This is a genomic window from Vibrio sp. 9-16B-A1 (genome assembly GCF_056726165.1).
Genome location: NZ_JBSDZD010000010.1, coordinates 162,176 through 185,812 on the forward strand (window position 1 = coordinate 162,176; position 23,637 = coordinate 185,812).

The window sequence follows — 23,637 nt, forward strand, 5'->3', positions numbered from 1 at the left end:
ATGTCTGAAAAGACTATGCAACAAGTGCTCTTGTGAGCTGATCAATAAAATATGAAGTGCTGTATTTTATAATTTCCCTTGTTGCTGAAACCAAAGAGGGATGATAGTGTCTCGCTATATAGCAGATGCTTAATTATATTATTCAGGTTCCGGGGGATAATTATGAAACGAGTGATCGATAAAGCAATTGAACTACGTAAAGCGGGCAGATATGACGAATCCCGTGCTTTACTCAGTAGTCTGCTTAATGATGAGGACTTCGCGGCACAAGCGCACCTGCAGATCGCGTGGTCGTATGACAATGAAGGCAGGGAGCAGGAGGCGACTGGGCATTACAAATCGGCTCTTTCCGGCGCTCTTTCTTCAACTGAGCGTTTTGACACCCTGTTTGGTCTGGCAAGCACTTACCGGAGTTTGGGTGATTACCAGCAGGCGCTGGGCTACTTTGAACAGACGATGTCTGAATACCCCGACTCTTTGGAAGTACAGCCTTTCTATGCGATGTGTCTTTACAACCTGGGCCGGCACAAAGAGGCGATCTCACTTCTGCTTGAGCTTTTGGTTTCAACGACCAACAGCGACCAGATTAAAGAGTATCAACGCGCCATTCTGCTGTATGCAAAAGATCTGGACAGAAAGTGGTGATAAACAGCAACCCGGTAGTCAGAACTTCACATTAAACTGAATCACCAGCACGTCCCGGTTAGCCAGCGACACTTCAACCCCCACATTGCGGTAATGAATATCCAGCAGTGGGGCGATCAGAGGCGTGATGCCCAGTGCCTGATAGGGGTTTTCCTCTTTGGTATAACCTGTCATACCGCCAAGGCGAAAGCCGTAGTCAATCCAGTCATTCCATACCCAGGTTTTATAATAACTGAGCATCCATGAGCGGCGTTCAAAACTGTTGTTCATGGTGCCAAGTTCAATATAATCGTATCGCACTCCGATGATGTTATTGCGCTCGTTTCGTTCATTGGACTGCAGGTGGAAGGTTTTCCCCCAGTAGGTCAGGGAATAGTCATACGTGGTTGTGCTTTCGGCAAAGCTGAGTGTGCTGAACAGAGATGCAATAATGACTGAGAGCGCCGTTTTGATCTTCATATCTTTCAGGTGCCACGCAAAGAGAAGCTGATATTATTAGTTTAGTTCTGCATGGCCCGTTTTGTGATACACTCCACGCCCTTAATTTCAGCCAGAAGGTCATTCCTGTGAGCAACAAAAAAGAAATCCAGCAACTGAACAACCGTCTTGATACCTGTAACCGCAAACTGGCGGCTGCAAGAAACCGTGGCGATCAGGAGATGATCACTAAGTTTTCTGACGAAGTGGAAAAGATCAACAAAAAGCTGAGCCAGCTTAAACACAAGCAAAGCTACGACCTGAACAAAGAACGCAAAGCCCTGCTGGATATGCCGTTCTCACGTGAGATCACCAAAGCTGAGCAGGCGGACATGGGTAAACTGAAGAAATCAGTACGCGGTCTGGTTGTGGTACACCCAATGACCAAGATCGGTAAAGCACTGCAGCTGGAAGTAATGACGGGTTTTGCGCCTAAGAAGTTTTGATTAAGCCTTTGTTTTAAAGGTGAATTAAATACCGTCATCCCGGAAACGCTCCACTGAACTACTCACATACTCGCTGGCGGGCGTTATCCGGGATCTCATGCAGACAAGTGCGTAACTGATATGTGCTCATTGGCAGTTTCCGAATTGCTTCACGAGATCCCGGCTCAGGGCCGGGATGACGGAGTTTTTTGTTTAGCTCATTGCATTCAAAAAAACTTGTCATCCCGGACGCGTTCCACATCAGTGTTCTCACACTCACAGGCAGGCGCGAGCCGGGATCTGGTTGAGTGAGCGGAGATGCGAACAGAGCATTCCCTTGCAAATCCTGTCAGATATGTTTCCTGTCAGGTGCTGAGATAGCTTCAGGAGATCCCGGGTCATAGCCCTGGATGACGGAGCTATTTGCTTAGCTCATTGCAGTCAATGAAAACTCGTCATCCCGGACGCGTTCCACATCAGTGTTCTCACACTCACAGGCAGGCGCGAGCCGGGATCTGGTTGAGTGAGCGGAGATGCGAACAGAGCATTCCCTTGCAAATCCTGTCAGATACGTTTCCTGGCAGGTGCTGAGATAGCTGCAGGAGATCCCGGGTCATAGCCCGGGATGACGGAGCTATTTGCTTAGCTCATTGCAGTCAATGAAAACTCGTCATCCCGGACGCGTTCCACATCAGTGTTCTCACACTCACAGGCAGGCGCGAGCCGGGATCTGGTCGAGTGAGCGGAGATGCGAACAGAGCACTCCCTTGCAAATCCTGTCAGATATGTTTCCTGTCAGGTGCTGAGATAGCTTCAGGAGATCCCGGGTCATAGCCCTGGATGACGGAGTTGCTGGTTTACCCACCCCCACCCAAATACCGCTTCCGGTACTCCTTAGGCGGCACTCCCGTCAGCTGCTTAAACGCCCGCGAAAAATGGCTGATATTGGCATACCCAAGCTGCTCAGCAATCCCGGTTAACGAGTAGTTGTTCGGATTCTCCATCATCTGACAGGCGAGGGTCAGCATAATACTTTCCCGTACCTGTTTATAGCTGGTGCCTTCTTCAGCCAGGCGCCGTTGCAGCGTTCTCGGGCTCATATCCAGTAGTTTGGCGGCTTGTTCGAGTGTGAGCTGACGATAAGAGAAGTAGGGCATTAGCGCCTGGTAAACCGTATCGATGAACCGGGTTGGCATGGTCGCGCTGTTTTTGCGTGGCCGGGGTTTAACCAGTTTGGGTTTTGCATCCAGCAGCCTGTCATTCAGGCAGATCGCGGTCTGACTTCGGGCGGTGTAAAGAGTGACCGCACTGTTATTGAGTATCACAGCCAGCTCATCGGCGCTGTGTGCCTGCAGCGCAATCACGTCCGGTCGCCACTCTTCTCCGCTCAATGCAGAAATCAGCTCAATGACCAGCAGTACTGCGGCGATCTCAGCCCACAGAAAACCGTCTCCGGGTTTATACACTTTTTGCCGGCAGAGCCAGTGCCGGTTGGCAAGTTTACTGATTTCATACCGGCTGTTTGGCGCGTCTTTACTCACAATATCGAGGATCTGCTGCAACGCCTGGCGGATGCTCTCTGGTCTTTCGAGCCGGGAGATGAGATCAGGAATAAACCGCTCACGAATCGTAGCCTGAATAAGCTCCCCGTAGATATGCGGGTCTGCGTGTTGGGCGATGAGTTCAAGCAGATGCTGTACCGGACGTTCGGGCACAAAATCATATCTGCCCGCCAGGATATTCTCCGGCAGGCCTGCCTGACTTATCAGTGTATACACATCCTTGTTTACCTGTTTGATCATCTGCAGCAGGGATGCCGCGTGAGCTGTTTTTACCAAAGGAACCAAAGACATAAATCATCGCCATTTTGTAAATCTCATTTCTATCTTAACTCAAAACAAATCTGCTTGGCGTGAAATGGTAAAAAACAGCAATGAAGCTGAAGTAAATTCTCCCCCGTTAATTCATTTAAGGGGTCAATATGAAGCCAGAATCTCAGCCATCATCCACGCTGACATCCCGTCACATCACATACGGTCTGCTGGGCCTGTGTATCACACTGTTTCTGTTCTACGTAGTGGCTGACAGACTGATCCCCAATACGGATATGGCAAGAGTGCAGGGGAGCGTTATCCCCGTATCGGCGCAGGTCTCCGGTGAAGTTGTGTCGGTGGATGTTACCGCTAACCAGTTACTGGAAAAAGGCGCGCCGCTGCTGACCATCGATAACTCAGACTATCAACTGGCAGTCAAAAAAGCTGAGCAGGGCCTGGCTCAGGCGGGCAAACAGGTAGGCGTTCAGACCGCAGGGGTGGAGTCGGCTCAGGCCAGGCTGTCTGATGCAATGGTCAACCTGGAAGATGTCCGCCGTCAGTCCCGCCGCATCTTTGCAATGGCAGAAAAGGGCATCGTCGCTCAGGCGGATGTCGATAAGCAAAAAGCCGCGCTCGCGCATGCTAACGTTGGCGTGGATAACGCTAAAGCCGGACTTGAGCAGGCCAAAAGCCAGCTTGGTGAGGGCGGAGAGCAGAATACCGATATTCAGGCCGCATTGCTGGCACTGCAAAAGGCACAGCTCGATCTGAAACGCACCACGGTTACCGCACCGGCAAAAGGCGTGGTCTCAAACCTGACGCTTGATGAAGGCGTATACGCAGGCAAAGGTCAGCCGCTGATGACGTTTATCTCTGCCGAAGACGTATGGCTGGAAGCCTATTACCGCGAGAACAACCTTGGCAATATCAACACCGGTGACAGGGTGGAGATCGTGCTGGATAACGCCCCGGGCGAAGTGTTCAAAGGCCATGTTGTCAGCATCGAACATGGGGTGAACTGGGGCCAGTCTGCGCAGCCTTCCGGCCTGGCGTCAGTCAGCTCAAAAGCCGGTTGGCTGCGCCAGAGCCAGCGCTTTCCGGTGATGATTCGTTTTGATGATGAGCGGGCGCAGGGGCTGCTCAGAATAGGCGGTCAGGCAGATACCATCGTTTACACCGGTGACAACACCATTATGAATGCGCTGGGCCGGGTGTGGATCCGTCTGATCAGCTGGATGTCTTATGTACGATAAAACCATCGCCATGCGCATGACCGCCCGCTATGTCACGGGCGTGATCATCTCCGTTGCCATGGCATACACAGTCAACTGGCCGCTGGCGTATGTGATGCCGGTGTTTGTGGCGAAGTTCTTTGCAGACAGAAAACCGCCCACACGCCAGACCTGGTTTGAGCTGCTGGAAGCCATGCTCGGCACCGTGTTTATTGCCATCATTGTCTCACGCGGCCTGAGCGGTTACCCGCTGGTGCTGCTGGCCTTCGTTGCACTGATCATGTTCTGGGCTTATTACCTGTTCCAGGACCCGCAGCAGGACTTCTTCGCCATGATGCTGATGATGGGCATATTGCTGGTGCCATATATGTCCCTGAGTGCGCCGGGGCTCGGCATGATGCTGGGGACCGGATTGCTGATATCCGGGGGGCTGGCGATTTGTGTGTTCTGGCTGCTGTATGTGCTGATCCCGTGCCCGGACCCGCAAAAAGGCACACCGCAAAAAGCCGCCGCGCCGGACCATCATCACAGGGTTTGTAAAGCGTTTGAAGCGCTGCTGGTGAGCTTTCCGGTTATTGCGCTGACGTATGTTCTCCAGCTTGATGGCGCGGTACTGGCAATGGCGTATATCGGCCTGCTGTCTCTGGAGCTTTCAGGGGAGAAGAGCGCGAAGCTGAGCCGCTTTCTGCTGCTGGCAAACATTGGTGGGGGAGTGATTGCGCTGCTGCTGTGGGAGCTGCTGGTGATGGTTCCGCGCCTGCCTTTCTTGCTGGCATTGATGACCCTGGTCTGCTGGCTGTTTGCCAAACGGGTTTTCGGCCCCGAACCGGGCAAAGCCATGATGAGTGCCAGCGCGTTCTCAGCAATATTGGTGTTGCTTGGCGCTGTGCTGACCATAGCCAATCGGGATATGGAGGTGATTTTCTATACCAGAATTGGCCAGATAGCGCTGGCGAGTGGTTACCTGGTATTTGCGGCATGGATGCTGGAGTTAAGAAAACCGGCACTAAACAACACCAGATTCCACACAAGTAATTGTATTGAATAATGAAATTGTCATCCCGGCCTTGAGCCGGGACCTCGTAAAGCGATCCGGGAACTGGTGATGAGCACATATCAGTCAGGTATCCATCCGCACGGGCTTCCGGGCTCCCACTTTGCGATCCGCAAACACAGGCTGTCTGTCATCACTTCTTATAGTAGTGTAACAAGCTTACGAACTCCCCCAACCACTATGAAAGGGTATTATATAAAACCTATAACCCTGATATGATTACTGTTCAGTAGAAAAGGAGCCAGATTTGGATCAGGCACATCGTTATAAGATTGAATCTTCAATACACTTGCTAAAATCCGCCCGGAGTGCTGTGTTTGCCATATTACTTATTTCATTTCGAATGGTTTCGGTGGAACCGGAACAGACTCAGGCCGTGTACAGATTTGCCCGTTTCTATCAGCAGGAAATGCCACTGTTTCTTGAGCTGCCTTTACTGGCGTTGTTTGTCCTTCAGGCTGTCGTTTCCTGTAAGCTATTTCTGGACTGCAGAAATCTGAGCCGTCTTGAACGTGAACTGGACCAGGCGAACGCGAAACAAGCAGCATGCCAGCAATGTAATTAAGATCTCCCGGAGTTCCAAGATTTGAACAACATCCCAAACAACAAAGAAGCCCTGTTTTTCATCGGTGACATCCACGGCCAGCACCACAAGCTGGAACAACTGCTGGAATACGGAAACTTCCATCCGCAGTCAGGTTGTGATGAATCCAACCACGATTACACGCATATCGTCTTTCTGGGCGATCTTATCGACAACAAACCAGAGCAGGGCGCAGACCACGTTGCCACGTTAAAGCGCGTGCGTTCGCTGGTTGAAGACGGGCTCGCATCATGCGTAATGGGAAACCATGAGTTCAACGCGGTGGGCTGGTCATTACAAAAACCGGATGGCAGTTACTGCCGCAGCCACGATAAGCCGGGCAACATCCTGCAGCATCAGCTGTTCCTGGAGCAGATGGGCGAGGGTGAGGAATACCGCAGCGCCATTGAATGGTTTAAAACCCTGCCGCTGTTTATCGACTTTGGCATTGCCCGCTGTATTCACGCCTGCTGGGATGAAAAAGCGATTGAGCGCATTCGCCCGTACCTGAATGATGACAATACCCTCAAAGAAGAGCACTGGTATAACGCATTCAACCCACAGCATGAGCTGTATGAACTGTGCGAAACCCTGCTGAAAGGTCCTGAACTGGCGCTGCCGGAGGGGCACTCCTTCCTGGATAAGAACGGCACCGAACGCAATAACATCCGCGTTGCCTGGTACAGAAACAGCGCCCGGACATATCGCGATATCGCACTGGTTCAGCCCAGGGAGCGCGCCAACGTACCGGACGCTGAGCTGCCGTTTGAATTTCACGGTCACAGCGGTGATGTGCCGGTGATCGTCGGACATTACACGCTGCCGCTGCGCTCTGGCATGTTGCCTGAGCCGCAAAGCCGTAATGTGGTGTGTGTGGATTACAACGCCGCGCAGAAAGATGGCGTTCTGATGGGTTATGTCATCTGCGATAACGATGAAACGCTTGAAGAGCTGGTGAATGCGGAGAATTTTGAGTACCCAAATAAACCTGAAGTGCGTAATTACGTCAGCTTTGGCATCAGCCAGATCATGGAGCGCCTGACAGAGTCATACCCGGAGCTGGATTATGACAGCGAGCGTTATGCCCGCCTGTGGGATGGGGTATGGTACAAACTTATGACAGGCTGGGACCCGATGAACGTCCACGGCATTAAAGAATGTGCTGATGAATACAACGAGTACATCGACCACGTATGCAAAATGTTGGTCTACGGTATTGAAGAAAAAGCAGAAACGGTCGCGGGCTACCTGTTCATGGTCCACACCCTGGTAATGGAGCGTGAAGAAGCCGACAACACCCGCACCCAACTGGGCCGCATCGCCCACGAGCTGACCCATTTCTGGGAACACATCAGTGGCGCCAAACTGGCGACCGAATAAGCGTTATGTTACCCGATTCACATAACCGGACATGACCTATGGCACCCGATCAGCCGGGTGCTATAGTCATTATATGGACCTGCCCATCATCAAATGAGCGTGACTCATTTTGGCGCATTGCGACGCCGTATTGGGGTGGGTCCATTTCTTTTTCCCTCCCTGAAAATCTGCATCACAATCTGTCGCCTTAGCTTGCTAAGTAACCCGTAAATCAATAAAATAACGTTTAACATGAGACCTCTTTTTGAGAGCATATTTCCATGCAGCTCAAAAAATGAGGTTGCACTCAACCATTGCACATATCAATGGTTGTATAATCCCTGAAAAATCATAGCTATGAAAACCCAGTGAATCCAAATATCCAGTTCTACCACAACCACGCCGACAAGCTCACAGAACAGTACTTTTCTCAACCGTTTGAGAAAGTACATGCCTCATGGCAAAAGTACTGGCCAGACGCGGGCGACAAAGTGCTCGACGTTGGTGCGGGCGCAGGCCGTGACGCCAAGTGGTTTGCAGAAAAAGGCTGTGACGTACTGGCACTGGAACCGGCTGAAAACCTGCGGGAGCAGGGCAGACAAAACACCCCGGCTGATGTGACCTGGCTGGACGACTCCCTCCCGGCACTGAAGAAAACCGAAAACCTCGGTATGCGCTTTGACGTGATCCTGCTCAGCGCGGTGTGGATGCACATCGCTCGCACGCACCGTGCCCGCGCATTTCGCAAGCTTTCGAACTTACTCGCGCCGAATGGCAGGCTTATCATCAGCCTGCGTCACGGCGAGTTCAGCGATGATCGGACTACGTTTGGAGTTTGTGCCCAGGAGCTGGAGTCGTTGGCGAAAGATCATGCGTTGATGGTGCGTCACGTATCAGAGTTGCAGAGCGACGCGCTTGGCCGTGGTGAAGTGCAGTGGCAAACGGTGGTAATGAGCCTGCCGGATGACGGATCTGGTGACCTTAATACTGTGCGCCACGTTATCGTCAACGACAGTAAATCAGCCACCTACAAACTGGCACTGCTCCGGACTCTGCTGCGCATCGCCGATGCTCATTCGGGCGCGGTACTGGACAGAACAGACGATAAAGTAGCGATTCCTGTTGGCCTGGTTGCTTTGTACTGGATGCGTCAGTTTAAGCGTCTTATTGATGTAGAGATAGACGGCATTCCCGGCATTCAGCAGAACAGCAATACCAGCAAAGGGCTTGGCTTCGTCAAAGACGATGGCTGGAATCAGCTGAAGCATTTGGCTGCGGATGACCTGGCGGTTGGTGCAACGTTCTTTGGTGATGAAGCTAAAGCACTGCAAAAAGCTTTCAGCCATACCATAGCCACTATCAAGCAGGGTCCGGTGACGTTTATCTACCAGGGCAGCAAAGACAACCGCCTGTTTGAGATAAATCCTCCGGCTGCCCGCCGTAAAACACAAACTTCAGTAGTTCTGGACAGCGAATTTCTGGCGAGCTTTGGTACTTTTGTACTGAAGGAAAATCTCTGGGACTGCTTCCGCTTATACAGTTCCTGGATTGAGCCGCTGGTCGTTAACCAGTGGGTAATGGAGATGCAGCGTTTTGAGCTGAATCGTCAGCGCAATATCCCTCTGCAAACTTACCATGAAAGACTGGTCTGGATTGACAGCAATCATGACACCCGGGATGTACGCAAACGGGTAGAGCAGATGCGCGATGACGAGATAAAGATCAGCAGCGTCTGGAGCGGAAAGTCTCTGAAAAAGGAATACCACGTAGACCACTGCCTGCCATTTGCCTACTGGCCGAACAACGACAGGTGGAACCTGCTGCCAACTACCAAAACCGAAAACCTTAACAAGCGCGACCGCCTGCCAACCGCTTCCCGGCTTAAAGAATCAAAAAGCCGGGTCATGGACTGGTGGCAACAGGCCTGGCAGGAAGAGCGTGATCAGATCCGGTTCTTTAATGAAGCGGCGTTGTCACTGCCGAACATTCCGCCGCAGTGCCGGGATTTTGAGGAAGTGTTTGAGGCTATGGGGTTGCAGGTTAGGGGGGTTAAGAGTCGGTTGTTGGTGGGGGAGTGGTGAGTGATAATTGAAAACTAGCAGTTCTATTTCTTGCTGGAAGTAGTAGCTTACCAAAGTTAGTTATTTTAATAGTAATTTGACGGTATGGTTGTTTGTAGGTTTTGTTGGTATCAACCAGCTTTCAGACCTACAGGTAATGCTTATATCACGATGCGCAATGAGTAGCATTGTGCTATGGGTCACTGAGTTAGTTTGTATATTATTTTAAAATTCACGAGTTGTAGAACGGGAGTCAAGAACATTCATTTTTGGAATAGGGAGTAGTTATATTATGGTGTACAAAGGAACTGTCAAATCCATTGGTAGCGGTACAGTTTATGTCCACAATCAAAGTAACCAAAATGTAGTTGTTGCTAGCCAAATCTTGTTGGACGGTGGAGAACGAATATTAGGACCAATAGGACTATGTAATCTTACGAATGATGTGATGCTGGAGGGGGATGAGGTTGTAATTTCTGTAGCGAGCCCTTTTCTTACGAAGAAGAGAGTTGCAGCTGTAAAAAAAACAAGTACAGGTGAAATGTTCAAAAGTAGAACAAACTTAGGTTGCGTGTACTTGTCAATAATTTTTTGGACGATCATTGGTGCACCTATAATTGCATATATATCTGCCGCTCTTACAGAAAGCTGGATTGTAGCTGCTTTGGTTGGTGGTTTTATGATGTTTGTGGGTGTGTTGGGGTCACTGTTTGACTATATACACTGGGTGAAAAGGAAAAACGCCATTTAGACATATCGCAACCATCAAGAGTATGCACAGTTCCTCATGTAGTATTTTCTGATTTAGTGGTAGGAGCCGAGCAATAATGACTCGGAAAGCATGTTGAGAAGGCTGGGGTGATTTATTGCAGTAGTTGTATAGATCATGGTAGACCCCAAATATATCAAGTTTCTCAAGTGTGACAGATTTTGGCCTTAGCTGGTTTTACCCCTATAGAAGTACAAGGAAGGCAGTGCGAATGGCGTGAACTGATTAAAGTGGTAATAAGTAATGGTCACATAGCCTTATGTATGGTTGTTTTTTCACTGTTGTGTCAGTGTTTTTATATGTATGCATCATGGAAAGACAGGTGTTACATGCAATTAATTATTATTTCTGGTGTCTTTAGCTAGGTAAACTATAATGGATTCGTTTTTTAATAATGTGACCGATATATGGTGGTGGTTACAGCATATTCCGTCTGCACTCGTTGCGGTTGTTATTGCAGCAATAATCAAAAAAGCTCCGTTGCTTCTAACCCAAATGTCTAAGTGGCTTACAATTCGTGAACTAAAAAGGCTCAAACGGAAGCGGTTTAACTACAGTGCGGTTATGTATGAGATCACAAAATCTCATGCACTAATGCTTTTATTTGCAATCTTGTGTATGACTTATATATATACTTATAGTCAAGTTCCAAAGTCGAGCACAACGTGGTTAGTTGTCGCTATAAAAACTAGTCCTTTGTACATAGTTGAAGTTATGTATCTTTTTCAACGTGAACATACAAAAGGCTTAGTCAAGTCAGTGGGTAAAATACGTACAACAAACCGATAGTTTGGCTTATAAGTGCTAGCCTTATTGTAGGAGGTTTTTGGATGAAGAAGTAGTTATTGTAGTCCTGTTCATTGGATTGTAGTCGCCAACTGAAACTGGCCACGTTGTTGTATTCCTGCTAGAGCAACCTCTCTGATTCATTGGGGGAGGCTACCGTAATATTGATGTGGGATGATCTGACTGTAATAACCAAAAATGTAGTCAGCGATCTTTTTCTTGGGCTCTGAAAAACACCGATATCTCAAATTGGGCACCCAATCTGATTTTAAGCGTCTGAAAAAGCGCTCCATTGGACTCTTATTCAAGTAATTATCACGGCGGCTTGTACTCTATTTTAAACAGCAATGTCAGACTGTCTGCCTGAACTTACGGCTGATATAGTGGCTACCTTGAGCACTGTGGAACATCACTCCTTTTGGCTTTCCAGTTGATAAGCAGCTTTTTTCAGCGCCTTGCTTGTTAGTTCACTATCAAGGGAATAGGACATAGTAAAGCCAATAGGTGTACGAGCAAATAGGAATAGAACAACGGCAAGGTAAGCACATCGGCTACCCATCCAAATATAAGTTACATTACCATACCAACCTGATTTGGCTCCGTGACTGCAAACTGACGGTCGAGTAAAATCGGGATCTCGACATACTCGCTTCCCTGCTTCTTGTGAAGCTGGCCGCTTGCTAGGCCAAGTTCCTTCATCAGCTTTCCTGCTAGGTAGCGCCCGATCTTGAAGCCTTTGCCGTAACAATACCCGCGATGTTCCGGACATGGGATATGAGATTGTTTTTCTCGTTGTTATTCCTGTGCAGTGCTACGGCAGGTGAATTTTGCCCTTGTTGTTAGTAGATCCTGAATCGCGCTTTACCTTTTGTGGGAGGGGGTGGTTATGGGGAGCGCATTCAGGATGACTGCTGGTAGGGTGTTGGTTTTATTGGGGTTTTCGGATCGTTGTGCGAGGTCCCGGATGGCGCCTGCCTGTGTGCGTGTGGTTTTGTTTTGTGGAGCGCCTCCGGGATGACGGCGGTTATTTTTTGTTTTATTACAATGGGATAGCTTCTGGGGCTGGTTCTTTTTCGCTGGTGTTTTTGTGTGGTGCTACCGCTTGGTGAGTTTTGCCCATGTGGTGAGTAGATCCTGAATCGCGCTTTACCTTTTGTGGGTGGGGTGGTTATGGGGAGCGCGTTCAGGATGACTGTTGGCAGGGTGTTGGTTTTATTGGGTTTTTCGGATCGTTGTGCGAGGTCCTGGATGGCGTTTGCCTGTGTGCGTGTGGTTGGGTTTTGTGGAACGCCTCCGGGATGATAGTGATAATATTTCTTTTATAACAATGGGTTAGTCTTTTTCCCTTGTTCTTTTTCGCTTGTGTTTTTGTGTGGTGCTACCGCTTGGTGGGTTTTGCCCTTGTGGTGAGTAGATCCTGAATCGCGCTTTATCTTTTGTGGGTGGGAGTGGTTATGGGGAGCGCGTTCAGGATGACTGTTGGTAGGGTGTTGGTTTTATTGGGGTTTTCGGGTCGTTGTGCGAGGTCCCGGATGGCGCCTGCCTGTGTGCGTGTGGTTTGGTTTTGTGGAGCGCTTCCGGGATGACGGTGGTTAATTTTTGTTTTATTACAATGGGTTAGTTTCTTGGGCTGGTTCTTTTTCGCTGGTGTTTTTGTGTGGTGCTACCGCTTGGTGAGTTTTGCCCTTGTTGTTAGTAGATCCTGAATCGCGCTTTACCTTTTGTGGGTGGGGTTGGTTATGGGGAGCGCGTTCAGGATGACTGTTGTTAGGGGGGTGGTTTTATTGGGTTTTCGGATCGTTGTACGAGGTCCCGGATGGCGCCTGCCTGTGTGCGTGTGGTTTAGTCTTGTGGAACTCCTCCGGGATGACTAGTTCATATTTTCAATAAATAACAAATGGTTATCTGGATTGTTGATAGCCCGGGTTTCAGGAAGCACCTAAAACTTACTCGCAATCTTCTCCGCAATTTGAGTGCCCTGGAGGTAGAGGGATTCGAACTCTTTTGGGGGGACGGGTTTGCCCATCAGGAAGCCCTGTACTATGTCGCAGTTTTCGCCGCTGAGGAATTTCCATTGGGCCATGGTTTCGACGCCTTCGGCGATGACGCACAGGCCCAGGCTGTGGCCGAGGGCGATGACGGCTTTGGCGATGGCGCTGTCTTCTTCGTTGGGGAGATCCTGAATGAAGCTGCGGTCGATTTTCAGGGTGCTGACGGGCAGGCGTTTTAAGTAGCTCAGGGATGAATAGCCGGTGCCGAAATCGTCGATGGCGATGGTGATGCCGAGGCGGCTGAAGGATTCGAGCAGGTGTATGCTCTTGCGGACTTCGTGCATGATGAAGCCCTCGGTGACTTCCAGCTCCAGTTTGGTGGCTGGCAGGCCGGTTTCGTCCAGGATGCGTTTGACTGATTCAAACAGGCCCGCGCGTTCCATCTGGATGCCGGAGAGGTTAACGGACACGCCTTCCATTTCATAGCCCGCTTTCAGCCAGTGTTTGGTCTGGCAGCAGACGGTTTTCAGTATCCATTCACCCAGCGGTACGATAAGGCCACTCTCTTCGGCGAGCGGGATGAAGCGGTCTGGTGAGATGAGGCCGTGTTCCGGGTGTCGCCATCTTACCAGGGCTTCTGCGGCTACCGGGTCGCCGGTCTTCACGTTGAACTGCGGCTGGTAGTGCATTTCAAACTCGCCCTGTTCCAGGCCTCTCAGCAGTTCGTTTTCGAGGCTCAGCCTTTCATCTGCGCTTTTACCCAGTTCAGCGGTGTAGAACTGATAGTTGTTGCGGCCGTGATCTTTGGCTTTGTAGAGCGCCGCGTCAGCGTGTTTGAGCAGCTCTTCGTAGGTATTACCATCTGCCGGGTAAACCGCAATGCCGATACTGACGCTGCTCATGACTTTCTGGTCCGGCAGATCCACAATGCGGGCCATGCCTTTAACGATCCGGCTGGCCAAAATGGCGACGGACTCGCAATCGTCAAAGCCTTCTGCGATTACCGAGAATTCATCACCGCCCATGCGGGCGAGGGTGTCGCTGTCCCGAACCAGGCTGTGCAGGCGGGAAGCGACGCCGACCAGTACGTCATCCCCGGCCTGGTGGCCAAGGCTGTCGTTGATGATTTTGAAGCGGTCGAGGTCAATCGCAAATACCGCTATCAGGCGTTTTTCACGGTGGGCGACACGCAGTACGTGTTCAAGCCGGTCGCGGAACAGCAGGCGGTTGGGCAGTTTGGTCAAAGGATCGTGATAGGCGAGGTAGTAAAGTTGTTCCTGAGACTGCTTCTGAGCGGTGATATCAGAGAAGACGGCCACATAGTGAGTCGGGTTTTGAGCCGCGTCGTAGACGGTGCTGATGTTGAGCCACTGTGGATAGGCTTCACCGCTTTTACGCCGGTTCCAGACTTCACCACGCCAGTCGCCGTTTTGCTGCAGCGCCTGCCACATTTCTTTGTAGAACTTCTCTTCATGGCGACCGGACTGGAGCAGGCTTGGGGTGTTGCCTAATGCTTCCTCGCTGGAGTAACCGGTGATCTCTTCAAAGGCTTTGTTAACCATGATGATGTATCCGTTCAGGTCGGTGATCATCATGCCTTCGCTGGTGCTGTGAAAGGCCATGGCCAGTTGTTTCAGTTCTTCTTCCGCGGCGACCCGTTCGGTAATGTCGGTTGAGATCTGGCAGCTGCCGAAGGGTTTGAACTGAGCCGTTAAAGGGAACACGGACGTCAGATAAGTGTGGAGCGTACCGTCATTGTGCATCACGCTGGACTCGCCTGGCCGCGGGTGTTCTCCTGCCAGTTCGTCTAATCTCGGGGAGGCGACAATGCGTTTGCCGGCCTCATCGGAGATAGCGATGAGGCTGGGGGAATAATCGACAATCGCGCGCAGGCGCACGTAGGCGTGGCTTAGAGTGCGAAGAATAGGCGCGGTCAGCAGCAGGAACATGATTATCACGACGATCAGGATGGTAAAGCTTAACGCCAGTGCAATCAGGCCGGAGCGGATATAGGGAGCCTGAATTTCGTCGAGGTCGATTTTGGCGACGATACCTGCGTCAAGAATACGCACCGGCTCATGAGCGGCGAGTACGGTTACTCCCCGGTAGTCAAGGCCGATAAGGGTGCCGGAGCGGCCGGCGAGGGCACGTCTCATTGGTTCGGCATCCGGAGATTGCCATGGAATGTTTTTGGTCTCCATCGAGACTGAGTGGCGCAGCCGGAGGAAGAATACTATGTCGTCACCCTGTCTTTCGGCAAAGGTAAACTCACCAGTGTGGCCGAATCCTTTGAGGTTTTCATGGGCGGCTTTGACCTGAGAAATAGTGCCTGCATGGCTTTGTTCTGTCGTCAGGCCGAGTTTCTTACGGTTGGTGAGGTCGAAGTGGGCGACACTCTCAATCAGTCTGGCACGGCTCTGGGCGATGTTGACCAGGCGTGATTTCTGGCCTTCGAGCGCAACATCGTAGAGGAACCAGAGTGAGACGGAACTGGTGAGAATAATGGCAACAAAGAGGACCGCGATCAGGGTGGCCATACGCAGGGTGAAACGGTTCTGATAGACACTGCCGATGCGGGATTTGTGCAGCTGTGCCAGAGTGATGGCGATCAGGAATATGACGATGGCTGAAAACAGCCCAATATTCAGCCAGCTCAGTTGGGCAATGGAGATATGTTCATCAGGTACCGTTCGCCATGACTCGCGGGTATCTTTGAACTCATCGGACAGCAGATAGGCCGTCATGGCGGTATTGATGCGTTCGTAGAGTTCGGGTTTTCGTTTACTGACGGCAATTGCTCTTTGAAGTACCTGGAGTGGTGCCCCCGCGCGGACTATCTGATTACTCAGGCCGGTTTTTGTGCTCAGGTATGTGGCGACTATTTCCGGCATGATGACGGCGTCAAGCTCTCCCCGCGCAAGGGCGTTCACGGCTTGTTCTTTGTCGTCATAGTTGATGAGGCTGAGCCCGGCCAGCAGGCTGGTTGCGGTGTTGTTCATTACCGCGCTGACCCGCTTATCATTGAGATCGGCAAGGCTTTCAATGCCGGTGGTGCCCTGCCGGACGTAGATGGCCAGGGTTATGGACTCATACGAAGGTGTGAACAGTACCTCTTCTGAACGTTCCGGTGTGATGCCAAGGCTTGGTATCAGGTCTGCTTTGCCGCTGAGCAGCATTTTCCATGCTGTCTGCCAGTTTTCTGCCGGGCGATAGGTAACGGTGAGCCCTGCAATTCGGGCGACTTCATTGAGCACTTCGATGGCATAGCCGTATGGTTCGCCTTCTGTAGTTAACTGATACTGGTGCGGGAACTGGCCGGGGAATACAGCAACGTAGATCTGGTTATCGGGTGCCTGTTCCGCCTGACTTTGAGCAACCGCAGGCAGGCCCGCTGTAAAAAAAAGCAGGCTGAGAACCAGGAGTGTCTTAACCGTTAAAGCCATAGTTTTTGTTCTCAGTTAACACTAAAGGCCAGAGCGGGTAATGCCTGGCTGTAACTTCAGTTTAGCAGATGCAACCAGAGGCACATTATTATTGGTGATTATCTGAATAAGGCCCAAACAGTCCCGTATCATGACGCAGAGCTCTGCGGCTCCTGATCATCATCCTGGTATTTCAGGGCAACTTGTTCGAACGCACTTTCCACCTCCATAAAGGCGGCGACAATCCCCGGGTCAAAGTGAGAACCCGCTCCTTCATTAATGATTGCAACGGCTTTGCTGTGGGAGAAGGGCGGTTTGTACACCCGCTTTGAGATAAGCGCATCGTAAACGTCTGCAACGGCCATCAGTCTGGCGCTGAGGGGGATTTGCTCTCCGGCCAGGCCCTGCGGGTAACCGCTTCCATCCCATTTTTCCTGATGGGCGTGGGCGATTTCTTTGGCAAAGGTTAAGAACTCGCTTTCAAAATCGATCGAGTTTTCAACCATTTCGATAACATCCCGTCCGAGGACGGTATGGGTTTTCATGATTTCAAATTCGTCGTCAGTCAGTTTGCCGGGTTTCAGAAGAACCTGGTCCGGAATGCCTACTTTTCCTATGTCATGCAAAGGCGCTGATTTGTATAGTGCTTCAATGATGTGGGCGGGCAGTTGCTCAGCATACTTGCTGGACTCAGCGAGGCAGCTCGCCAGCAGGCGCACATAGTGCTGGGTTCGGCGGATGTGGTTACCGGTTTCATTGTCCCGGGTTTCTGCCAGTGAGGCCATGGCGTTGATGGTGGCATCCTGCAGTTGCTCAAGTTCGTGGGTGCGTTCACGGACTTTTTGTTCCAGCAGCTGGTTTTGCTGTTCAACGGAGTCGAGGGCATTTTTCAGCCGAAGCTGGGTGGCGACCCGGGCAAGCAGGATAGGCGGGCTGATCGGTTTGAGGATGTAATCCACCGCGCCGGTATCAAAGCCTTTCTGTTCATCTTCAATTTCGGATTTGGCGGTCAGAAATATTACAGGGATGCCTGCGGTATCGGGGTTGGCTTTCAGCCGGCGGCAGACTTCATAACCGTCCATTTCCGGCATCATGATATCGAGCAGGACGATGTCGGGCTTTTGCGTCTCACAGTATTTCAGGGCCTGCGGTCCGCCGGTTGCGACCATCACTTTGTAATGGCTTTTCAGCAACCCGGAAAGGACTGCCCGGTTCTCAGTGTTGTCATCAACAATCAATACAACGGATTGGTTCATGCGGCACCTCCCTGGACCTTATTCAGATCCAGCGGGTAGAGGTTAATCGAGTTTTGCAGTGCGTCTGCTGCGGCCCCGAAATCGTAATCGTTGATCAGTCTCGCGCATTGCTCAAAGTCTTCGCTTTTCAGTACTGAACTGAGCGTGAGGTAGTGGGTTTCAAGGTAATCGACAGCACTGGCATCCAGCTCGTTGAGCAGATTGCTCAGGGTATGCAGGATGGTAAGCACTTCATCGGAGACTTCCTGTACACGGGCTTTACCTGGCGATGGCCGGTTCAGTGCGTGGCAGATCTGGTCAAACAGCAGTTTCAGGTAGGAGTCGAGCTCTTCAATGAGAGCACTAACGTCACTGTCATCAAGCTGTGCAGCCAGTTTGTATTCCAGCCGTGAAGCCAGGTCGGAGAGCCGGACTGCGCCAAGGTTCGAAGAAGCGCCTTTCAGGGTGTGCGCATTACGGATCGCCAGCTCCCGGTCCCGTTTATCCAGTGCGATTTCAAGCCGTTTTCTGAAGTCGTATTCTTTGTCCACAAACTGGGAAATCAGGCGGTGATAGAGCTTCTTGTTTCCGGCGAGGCGAAGCAGGCCGTTTTTGTAATCAAATGAGGGGATGTGCTCAAGTGACGTCGGTTTGGTCTCTTCCGGGCTGTCAGCAGTGACAGGATTAGTATCGGGTTTGGTCCGGCACCATTTTCTGATGGTGGCGAACAGGATTTCCGGGTTGATGGGTTTGGAGACATGGTCATTCATGCCCAGCTTCATGCAGCGTTCCCTTTCCTCGACCATGGCGTGTGCTGTCATAGCGATCAGGGGAAGGTCATCATAGGCCCGGTTAGCCCGGATGAGCTTACTGGCTTCATAACCGTCCATCACCGGCATCTGCAGATCCATAAAAATGATGTCAAACAGTCTACCGCTGTTACGGCTCTGCTCAAGTTGTTCAATGGCTTCCCTGCCATTATTTGCCACGGTGACATCAATGCCCTGTGTCTGCATCAGCTCACAGGCGATTTGTTGGTTGATTTCGTTGTCCTCTGTCAGCAGTACTTTAAGCCCACTGAGGGTTTGGTTGTTGTCACTCGGTGTTTCATCTTCTTCAGTGGTTTCTGTTCTGGCGGTTTTTGGTACCAGTGTGTCCATCAGCAGGTCGTAAAGATTTGACTGACCGACTGGTTTGGACAGATAACCGGATATACCGGCTTCCTGCGGTGCGTCCTGAATGTAGTCTTTGTCATAAGCGGTAACCATGATGATTTTTGGCTGCGCCTCTGGTGGCAGTGTTTCCCGGATGCGTATTGATGCTTCAATCCCGTTCATGGCCGGCATGTTCCAGTCCATGAACACCAGATCGACGGGCTGCCGGTTATTGGCAGACTGCTGTAAAAACTCCAGCGCCTGAGCACCGGATTTGGCAAAACGCGCTTTGTTTGGCAGGAAGCTGAGCAGGTCTTCCATTACCATCAGGGCATTTTCGTTATCGTCTACGACCAGGCAGCGAACATTGTTTATAACCTCCGGCACTGCGGCAGGAGCCCGGTCAAGGGCAGAGGCGTTATCCAGCCAGATGTTAAATGTGAACGTGCTGCCGACATCCGGCGCACTGGATACGGTGATGTCACCGCCCATGAGCTGAACCAGCCGGCGGGAAATAGACAGGCCAAGCCCGGTTCCACCGTATTTTCGGGTGGTACTGCCATCGGCCTGGGTAAAAGCATTGAACAGGGATTTGGTCTGGGTTTCATTCATGCCAATGCCCGTATCCTGAACGCTGATCTCCAGTTCGGTACGGTTGTTCATGCTGTTTCGCTGCGCGACCGTGACCGATATTTCACCGCTTTCGGTGAACTTAACCGCGTTGTTGACCAGGTTGATGATCACCTGACCAAGGCGCAGCGGGTCACCGGAGAGTCTGGCCGGCAGGCTGCGGGGAACGTGGAATATCAGTTCCAGGCCTTTCTCAAATGCTTTTTGTCCGGTCACCATAGATACGTTGTGAAAGACTTCATCGAGTGAGAAGTCGACCTGCTCAATCTCCAGTTTGCCGGCTTCAATTTTGCTGAAGTCGAGTATGTCGTTAATGATCCCGAGCAGCAGCGTGGCAGAGTTGTGGATTTTGGATACATAGTCATGCTGTTTTGGAGACAGGTCTGTTTTCAGCGCAAGATGAGACATGCCAATGATGGCGTTCATCGGAGTGCGGATCTCATGGCTCATGTTAGCCAGAAACATGGATTTGATTTCCACTGCTTCTTCCGCTTTTGCTTTTGCCTGACTGAGCTCGTTCTCGACGATTTTCCTGGACGTGACGTCCCGGAGAAACAGCGCAGCCTGACAGGTGCCCTGGAGCTCAAAAATGGTAATGCCGAGATCGACCGGCACGAGTACGCCATGGCGGGTATAGGTTTCTGCTTCATAGAAACGGCCGCTCACTTTGCTTTGATCTTTTATATCCAGAGGTGGGGTCAGCACTTCACGCAGCTCATCGTGTATTTTCATTTTAATGAGATCGCAGATGAGTTTTCCGCAGGCTTGGTCGTGGGAAAAGTCATAGACGGATTCGGCTGCCTTGTTCCACATAGTCACTGCACCATGCTTGTCTATAATGGCGACGCCAGTTGGCGCGCCGTCTATGATGGTTCTGGAGAGTTTTTCGCTGGAGCGAAGGGAAGCGGTTCGCGACTCTATTTCTTTCTCCAGCCCCTGCTGGTGCATTTCGAGCGCCTGATTTTTGTTGTGCAGTTCTTCCATCAGTTCGTCACGGCTTTTTTCAGTCAGGCGGCTGATAAGCTGGCTCTGTGCATCGGGTGTAACAGGAGCAGAGGCGGTGATGCGCCAGATAAAGCACTCTTCAGTGAGGGTCATTTCCGGGTGTTTGTGCATGATGCCCGGCAACGGACCGGCAGGCGGAGCGGTGATCACCACACCGGATGGAGATACCGCCACACTCAATGTGGCGCTGTTGTTATCGTTAAGCAGGTAATTGATCACTTCGCCGGCGTGAAATACAAATACGTCGAGCTCCAGCGATGAGCATCCGCAGCACCTGGCGATTTCGATCAGCTTGTAACGGGCGCTGATCACGCCGGTATCGCTGGCAAAGATAGTCAGATTGACGGTCTCAGTCATGGTTACACCTCACAACGATTACCGTGGCGTCATCATGGTGTTTGCCAAAATTATCAATCAGGAAGTTGGCGATTTCATCGACAGACTGATAGCTGAGTGACGGGGAGTCTGACAGGTTAATGTTTTCGCTGATACCGTCTGTCGTTAATACGATGACGTCACTGGCATTAAGGGGCGCTTCAAAAGGCCGAAGGGTAGGCAGCAGTTCACCGATAACGCCAGGCTGAGCATGAAAAGACTTCCAGCTGCCGTTGTTTTTTCGTATCAGGGTATTACCGACGGCGATTCCCCGCAGTAACTGGTGGTTGAGGTCGAGAAAGACCATGCTGACAGCAGCGCCGATCGAGCCTTTGAACTGCTGGTGAAGTTGTTCCATCATCCAGGTCAGGTCTGTACTGGCGTTCTGACTCAGCCAGGACTCCATCTGTCTGGCCAGTACCGATGCATTGTAACCGTGTCCAAGGGCATCAATGATGGTGATCAGTAATCCTTTATCCATTTCGACGATAACGCTGCCATCACCTGATACGGTTTCACCAAAGAATGGCCGGTTACGAATGGTGTAACTGAAATGTCCGTTCATTGCCATCTCCTTGCCGTAACGGTTGTGCCTTCACCCGGTGACGAGGAGATTTCAAATTCGTCCATCATGCGTTTCACACCGGGCAGGCCAAGGCCCAGGGATTTCCCGGTACTGTAAGAGTCTTTGAGCGCAAGGCTGATATCCTCGATACCCGGGCCGTTATCCCGTGAAATGATTTCCACGCCAATACGGTTATGGCCGGAGCACAGACCTGAAATTTCGATTGTACCGTTGCCCGCATACTTGATGATGTTACTGGCCAGCTCTGAAAAGGCGGTGGTCACTTCGCTGGCGGTGACTTCGGTCAGGTCCAGCTTTTTGCAAAAACAGTAGCAGAGCATCACTGCGTGCGTGGCATCGCTCTCACTGGCGATATAGAACATATCACGTGAGGTGTGATGTAAACGTTCGTGAGTGTGGCTTTCAGTCTTCATTGAGCTTCTCCAGCCCCTGTTCCAGGCTTGCCACGGAAACTACGCCTTCCAGATCGGCATCCACTTCAATCAGGCCAAATACGACGCCTGGCCGCATTCCGACAAATACGGCCTTTGCACCCATAACGGCAATCATCCGGGTTACGCCAATCAGTTTTTCAAAGCTGGCCTTGTCGAGGGTCTTTACGCCCGAAAGGTCGATAAGCACCCCCTGCAGCGCAGAGCGTTGAAGGTGGTCAAGCAGTTCATTGCTGAAAGAATCGAGAACCTGAGTGGTAAGGTCGACCTGTACCGAGGCTATCAGTACATTATTGAGCCGGTTAATGGCGATCTGATTCGTATTCATCGTAAGTCATTGACCTTCAAACCGACGGTACAAAATGCGTTTTCAAGCGCATCGCGTAACGTTGAACTGGTTCTGACTTCCCCAACATTGATGCCCAGCTGCACCATGGTTTGTGCTATCGCAGGGGAGACACCTGATACCAGGCAATCGCAGCCCATCAGTTTGGTGGCTTTGGTTATTTTGATGAAGTGGTTGGCAACAGCGGTATCAACGACAGCAACACCAGAGATGTCCATGATAAACACCCGGGCCCGGCTTTCGGCTATCTTGCTCAGCACCGCGGTCATGATGTCCTGGGCCCGTTTGGAATCGATGATCCCAACGATGGGCAGCATCAGGATGTCCTGCCATATCATGGTCACCGGGGTGGACATCGCCAGCAGGGCTTCGCTCTGTTCGGCGATACGGCGGTTGATGAGTGAAGAATAGGTTTCCACTACGATAGTGGTATCGAAATGCAGCAGTTTGGTAAAGGCGGTGACCAGAGAGCTGTATTCGTCACTGTAGAGACTGCCGTCATACAGCTTCTTGGTGAATATCACCATCGAGATGTTCATACCGGCAAAGTAAGTTGGCAGGCTCAGACCAACTCTTGCGTGAACCTCACCCACATCCTTTCGGGACTGAACGTACTTTTCGCTGATTTCTGCTTCAAAAAATGTAGACCAGTAGTGGGTCTGGGCGTTTTGTACCCGTTTGAGCTTCTGGGTATCACTGAAAAACTGCTTGTACTCGGGAATGTTTTCCATCCAGGTATAAAAATGCTCGACATACTGGTCAAGCTTCGGGGTGACCAGTTGACCAAATTTGCGGATCAGCGCCAGGTCGGCCTCTGTCAGATCATGCAACTGAAGAAGCGATTGAACATCGACAGGTATGTTTGATGAATTGGCCATGTCTGCAACTCTCCGGTTTGTGGCGTAATAAGATTCATTACTGTTTGTGTGGTTAAAAAAAAGCTGAACCAGCGATACATTAAATATAGTTGTTGTTGCCAAACATGCCTGGAATTGAGCAGGAAGCCGGTCCTGAAAAAGTAACAAAACGTATGAAATACTCGCCAAATTGTTGAGAACAATAACAAAAATTACCGGGAAGTCTTTTGGTGCGGTCTGAAACGTAAATAATCGCTTGAAAAAAGATATTAACCTTACAAGTAGTGCTTATATGGCAGTAAGTTACTGAATTCTCGTCGCTGTAATTCCATGCAGAAATCAGGGTTTATAAAAGAGTGTCGATTTATGTGTCGGGCCGGTTGTGAAGGCGGTTTATAAAG

The 23,637-nt window shown here is 50.9% G+C and carries 18 protein-coding genes; 8 read left to right on the forward strand and 10 right to left on the reverse strand.

The window, feature by feature from the left end; genetic code table 11:
• Window positions 1-162 precede the first annotated feature (162 nt).
• Window positions 163-645 (forward strand): tetratricopeptide repeat protein, encoded by a 483-nt coding sequence (locus tag ACVB80_RS16660; RefSeq protein ID WP_481082412.1) that lies wholly within the window; start codon window positions 163-165, stop codon window positions 643-645.
• Between the two features lie 18 nt (window positions 646-663).
• Here ACVB80_RS16660 and ACVB80_RS16665 read toward each other — a convergent pair whose 3' ends face one another.
• Window positions 664-1,104 carry a hypothetical protein gene (locus ACVB80_RS16665; RefSeq protein ID WP_481082413.1) on the reverse strand — a complete coding sequence of 147 codons (441 nt, stop codon included), beginning with the start codon at window positions 1,102-1,104 and terminating at the stop codon, window positions 664-666.
• A gap of 107 nt (window positions 1,105-1,211) precedes the next feature.
• Here ACVB80_RS16665 and ACVB80_RS16670 point away from each other — a divergent pair, with 107 nt between their 5' ends.
• Complete coding sequence (locus ACVB80_RS16670; RefSeq protein WP_481082414.1) at window positions 1,212-1,568, forward strand: YibL family ribosome-associated protein; 357 nt, start codon at window positions 1,212-1,214, stop codon at window positions 1,566-1,568.
• An 836-nt stretch (window positions 1,569-2,404) separates the two neighbouring features.
• Here the strand turns inward: ACVB80_RS16670 and ACVB80_RS16675 are convergent.
• Window positions 2,405-3,400 (reverse strand): helix-turn-helix transcriptional regulator, encoded by a 996-nt coding sequence (locus tag ACVB80_RS16675; protein WP_481082415.1) that lies wholly within the window; start codon window positions 3,398-3,400, stop codon window positions 2,405-2,407.
• 128 nt (window positions 3,401-3,528) lie between these two features.
• On the opposite strand from ACVB80_RS16675, the gene ACVB80_RS16680 reads away from it, so the two are divergent.
• From ACVB80_RS16680 to ACVB80_RS16705, 6 genes are all read left to right on the forward strand, one after another.
• Complete coding sequence (locus ACVB80_RS16680) at window positions 3,529-4,614, forward strand: HlyD family secretion protein (RefSeq protein ID WP_481082416.1); 1,086 nt, start codon at window positions 3,529-3,531, stop codon at window positions 4,612-4,614.
• Entirely contained in the window at window positions 4,604-5,641 is a 1,038-nt protein-coding gene (locus tag ACVB80_RS16685) for a DUF2955 domain-containing protein (protein WP_481082417.1), read from the forward strand. Before ACVB80_RS16680 ends, ACVB80_RS16685 begins: the two co-directional genes overlap by 11 nt.
• A 319-nt stretch (window positions 5,642-5,960) precedes the next feature.
• Window positions 5,961-6,212, forward strand: coding sequence for a hypothetical protein (locus ACVB80_RS16690; RefSeq protein ID WP_481082418.1), 252 nt, complete (start codon window positions 5,961-5,963; stop codon window positions 6,210-6,212).
• 21 nt (window positions 6,213-6,233) lie between these two features.
• Entirely contained in the window at window positions 6,234-7,610 is a 1,377-nt protein-coding gene (locus ACVB80_RS16695) for a metallophosphoesterase (protein ID WP_481082419.1), read from the forward strand.
• 347 nt (window positions 7,611-7,957) lie between these two features.
• Entirely contained in the window at window positions 7,958-9,670 is a 1,713-nt protein-coding gene (locus tag ACVB80_RS16700) for a class I SAM-dependent methyltransferase (protein WP_481082420.1), read from the forward strand.
• Window positions 9,671-9,941: 271 nt separating this feature from the next.
• Window positions 9,942-10,400 (forward strand): hypothetical protein, encoded by a 459-nt coding sequence (locus ACVB80_RS16705; RefSeq protein ID WP_481082421.1) that lies wholly within the window; start codon window positions 9,942-9,944, stop codon window positions 10,398-10,400.
• Window positions 10,401-11,774: 1,374 nt separating this feature from the next.
• Here the strand turns inward: ACVB80_RS16705 and ACVB80_RS16710 are convergent.
• The 8 genes from ACVB80_RS16710 to ACVB80_RS16745 form a co-directional block, all read right to left on the reverse strand.
• Window positions 11,775-11,903: a hypothetical protein gene (locus ACVB80_RS16710; RefSeq protein WP_481082422.1), complete on the reverse strand. Its 129-nt coding sequence runs from the start codon at window positions 11,901-11,903 to the stop codon at window positions 11,775-11,777.
• Between the two features lie 1,240 nt (window positions 11,904-13,143).
• Window positions 13,144-16,638: an EAL domain-containing protein gene (locus ACVB80_RS16715; protein WP_481082423.1), complete on the reverse strand. Its 3,495-nt coding sequence runs from the start codon at window positions 16,636-16,638 to the stop codon at window positions 13,144-13,146.
• Between the two features lie 128 nt (window positions 16,639-16,766).
• The gene (locus tag ACVB80_RS16720; protein ID WP_481082424.1) at window positions 16,767-17,873 is read right to left on the reverse strand and encodes a response regulator; all 1,107 of its coding nucleotides are present in this window, start codon (window positions 17,871-17,873) and stop codon (window positions 16,767-16,769) included.
• On the reverse strand, window positions 17,870-20,998 hold the full coding sequence (locus ACVB80_RS16725; protein WP_481082425.1) for a response regulator: 3,129 nt from the start codon (window positions 20,996-20,998) through the stop codon (window positions 17,870-17,872). The genes ACVB80_RS16720 and ACVB80_RS16725 overlap by 4 nt, the downstream gene beginning before the upstream one ends.
• A complete protein-coding gene (locus ACVB80_RS16730) occupies window positions 20,991-21,581 on the reverse strand; it encodes a SpoIIE family protein phosphatase (RefSeq protein ID WP_481082426.1) in 591 nt (196 codons plus the stop codon). Before ACVB80_RS16730 ends, ACVB80_RS16725 begins: the two co-directional genes overlap by 8 nt.
• A complete protein-coding gene (locus ACVB80_RS16735; protein ID WP_481082427.1) occupies window positions 21,578-22,015 on the reverse strand; it encodes an anti-sigma regulatory factor in 438 nt (145 codons plus the stop codon). Before ACVB80_RS16735 ends, ACVB80_RS16730 begins: the two co-directional genes overlap by 4 nt.
• Window positions 22,005-22,361, reverse strand: a complete 357-nt coding sequence (locus tag ACVB80_RS16740) for an STAS domain-containing protein (RefSeq protein WP_481082428.1) — start codon at window positions 22,359-22,361, stop codon at window positions 22,005-22,007. The genes ACVB80_RS16735 and ACVB80_RS16740 overlap by 11 nt, the downstream gene beginning before the upstream one ends.
• Entirely contained in the window at window positions 22,358-23,257 is a 900-nt protein-coding gene (locus ACVB80_RS16745; RefSeq protein WP_481082429.1) for a protoglobin domain-containing protein, read from the reverse strand. The genes ACVB80_RS16740 and ACVB80_RS16745 overlap by 4 nt, the downstream gene beginning before the upstream one ends.
• Window positions 23,258-23,637: the final 380 nt, after the last annotated feature.

What these genes read in the sequence shown, in the direction of transcription:
- ACVB80_RS16735 (WP_481082427.1), bottom strand. Translation starts at nt 22,015, where the DNA reads ATGAAGACTGAAAGCCACACTCACGAACGTTTACATCACACCTCACGT.
- ACVB80_RS16680 (WP_481082416.1), top strand. Translation starts at nt 3,529, where the DNA reads ATGAAGCCAGAATCTCAGCCATCATCCACGCTGACATCCCGTCACATC.
- ACVB80_RS16665 (WP_481082413.1), bottom strand. Translation starts at nt 1,104, where the DNA reads ATGAAGATCAAAACGGCGCTCTCAGTCATTATTGCATCTCTGTTCAGC.
- ACVB80_RS16660 (WP_481082412.1), top strand. Translation starts at nt 163, where the DNA reads ATGAAACGAGTGATCGATAAAGCAATTGAACTACGTAAAGCGGGCAGA.
- ACVB80_RS16685 (WP_481082417.1), top strand. Translation starts at nt 4,604, where the DNA reads ATGTACGATAAAACCATCGCCATGCGCATGACCGCCCGCTATGTCACG.
- ACVB80_RS16725 (WP_481082425.1), bottom strand. Translation starts at nt 20,998, where the DNA reads ATGACTGAGACCGTCAATCTGACTATCTTTGCCAGCGATACCGGCGTG.
- ACVB80_RS16745 (WP_481082429.1), bottom strand. Translation starts at nt 23,257, where the DNA reads ATGGCCAATTCATCAAACATACCTGTCGATGTTCAATCGCTTCTTCAG.
- ACVB80_RS16675 (WP_481082415.1), bottom strand. Translation starts at nt 3,400, where the DNA reads ATGTCTTTGGTTCCTTTGGTAAAAACAGCTCACGCGGCATCCCTGCTG.
- ACVB80_RS16715 (WP_481082423.1), bottom strand. Translation starts at nt 16,638, where the DNA reads ATGGCTTTAACGGTTAAGACACTCCTGGTTCTCAGCCTGCTTTTTTTT.
- ACVB80_RS16720 (WP_481082424.1), bottom strand. Translation starts at nt 17,873, where the DNA reads ATGAACCAATCCGTTGTATTGATTGTTGATGACAACACTGAGAACCGG.
- ACVB80_RS16705 (WP_481082421.1), top strand. Translation starts at nt 9,942, where the DNA reads ATGGTGTACAAAGGAACTGTCAAATCCATTGGTAGCGGTACAGTTTAT.
- ACVB80_RS16740 (WP_481082428.1), bottom strand. Translation starts at nt 22,361, where the DNA reads ATGAATACGAATCAGATCGCCATTAACCGGCTCAATAATGTACTGATA.
- ACVB80_RS16710 (WP_481082422.1), bottom strand. Translation starts at nt 11,903, where the DNA reads ATGAAGGAACTTGGCCTAGCAAGCGGCCAGCTTCACAAGAAGCAGGGA.
- ACVB80_RS16730 (WP_481082426.1), bottom strand. Translation starts at nt 21,581, where the DNA reads ATGAACGGACATTTCAGTTACACCATTCGTAACCGGCCATTCTTTGGT.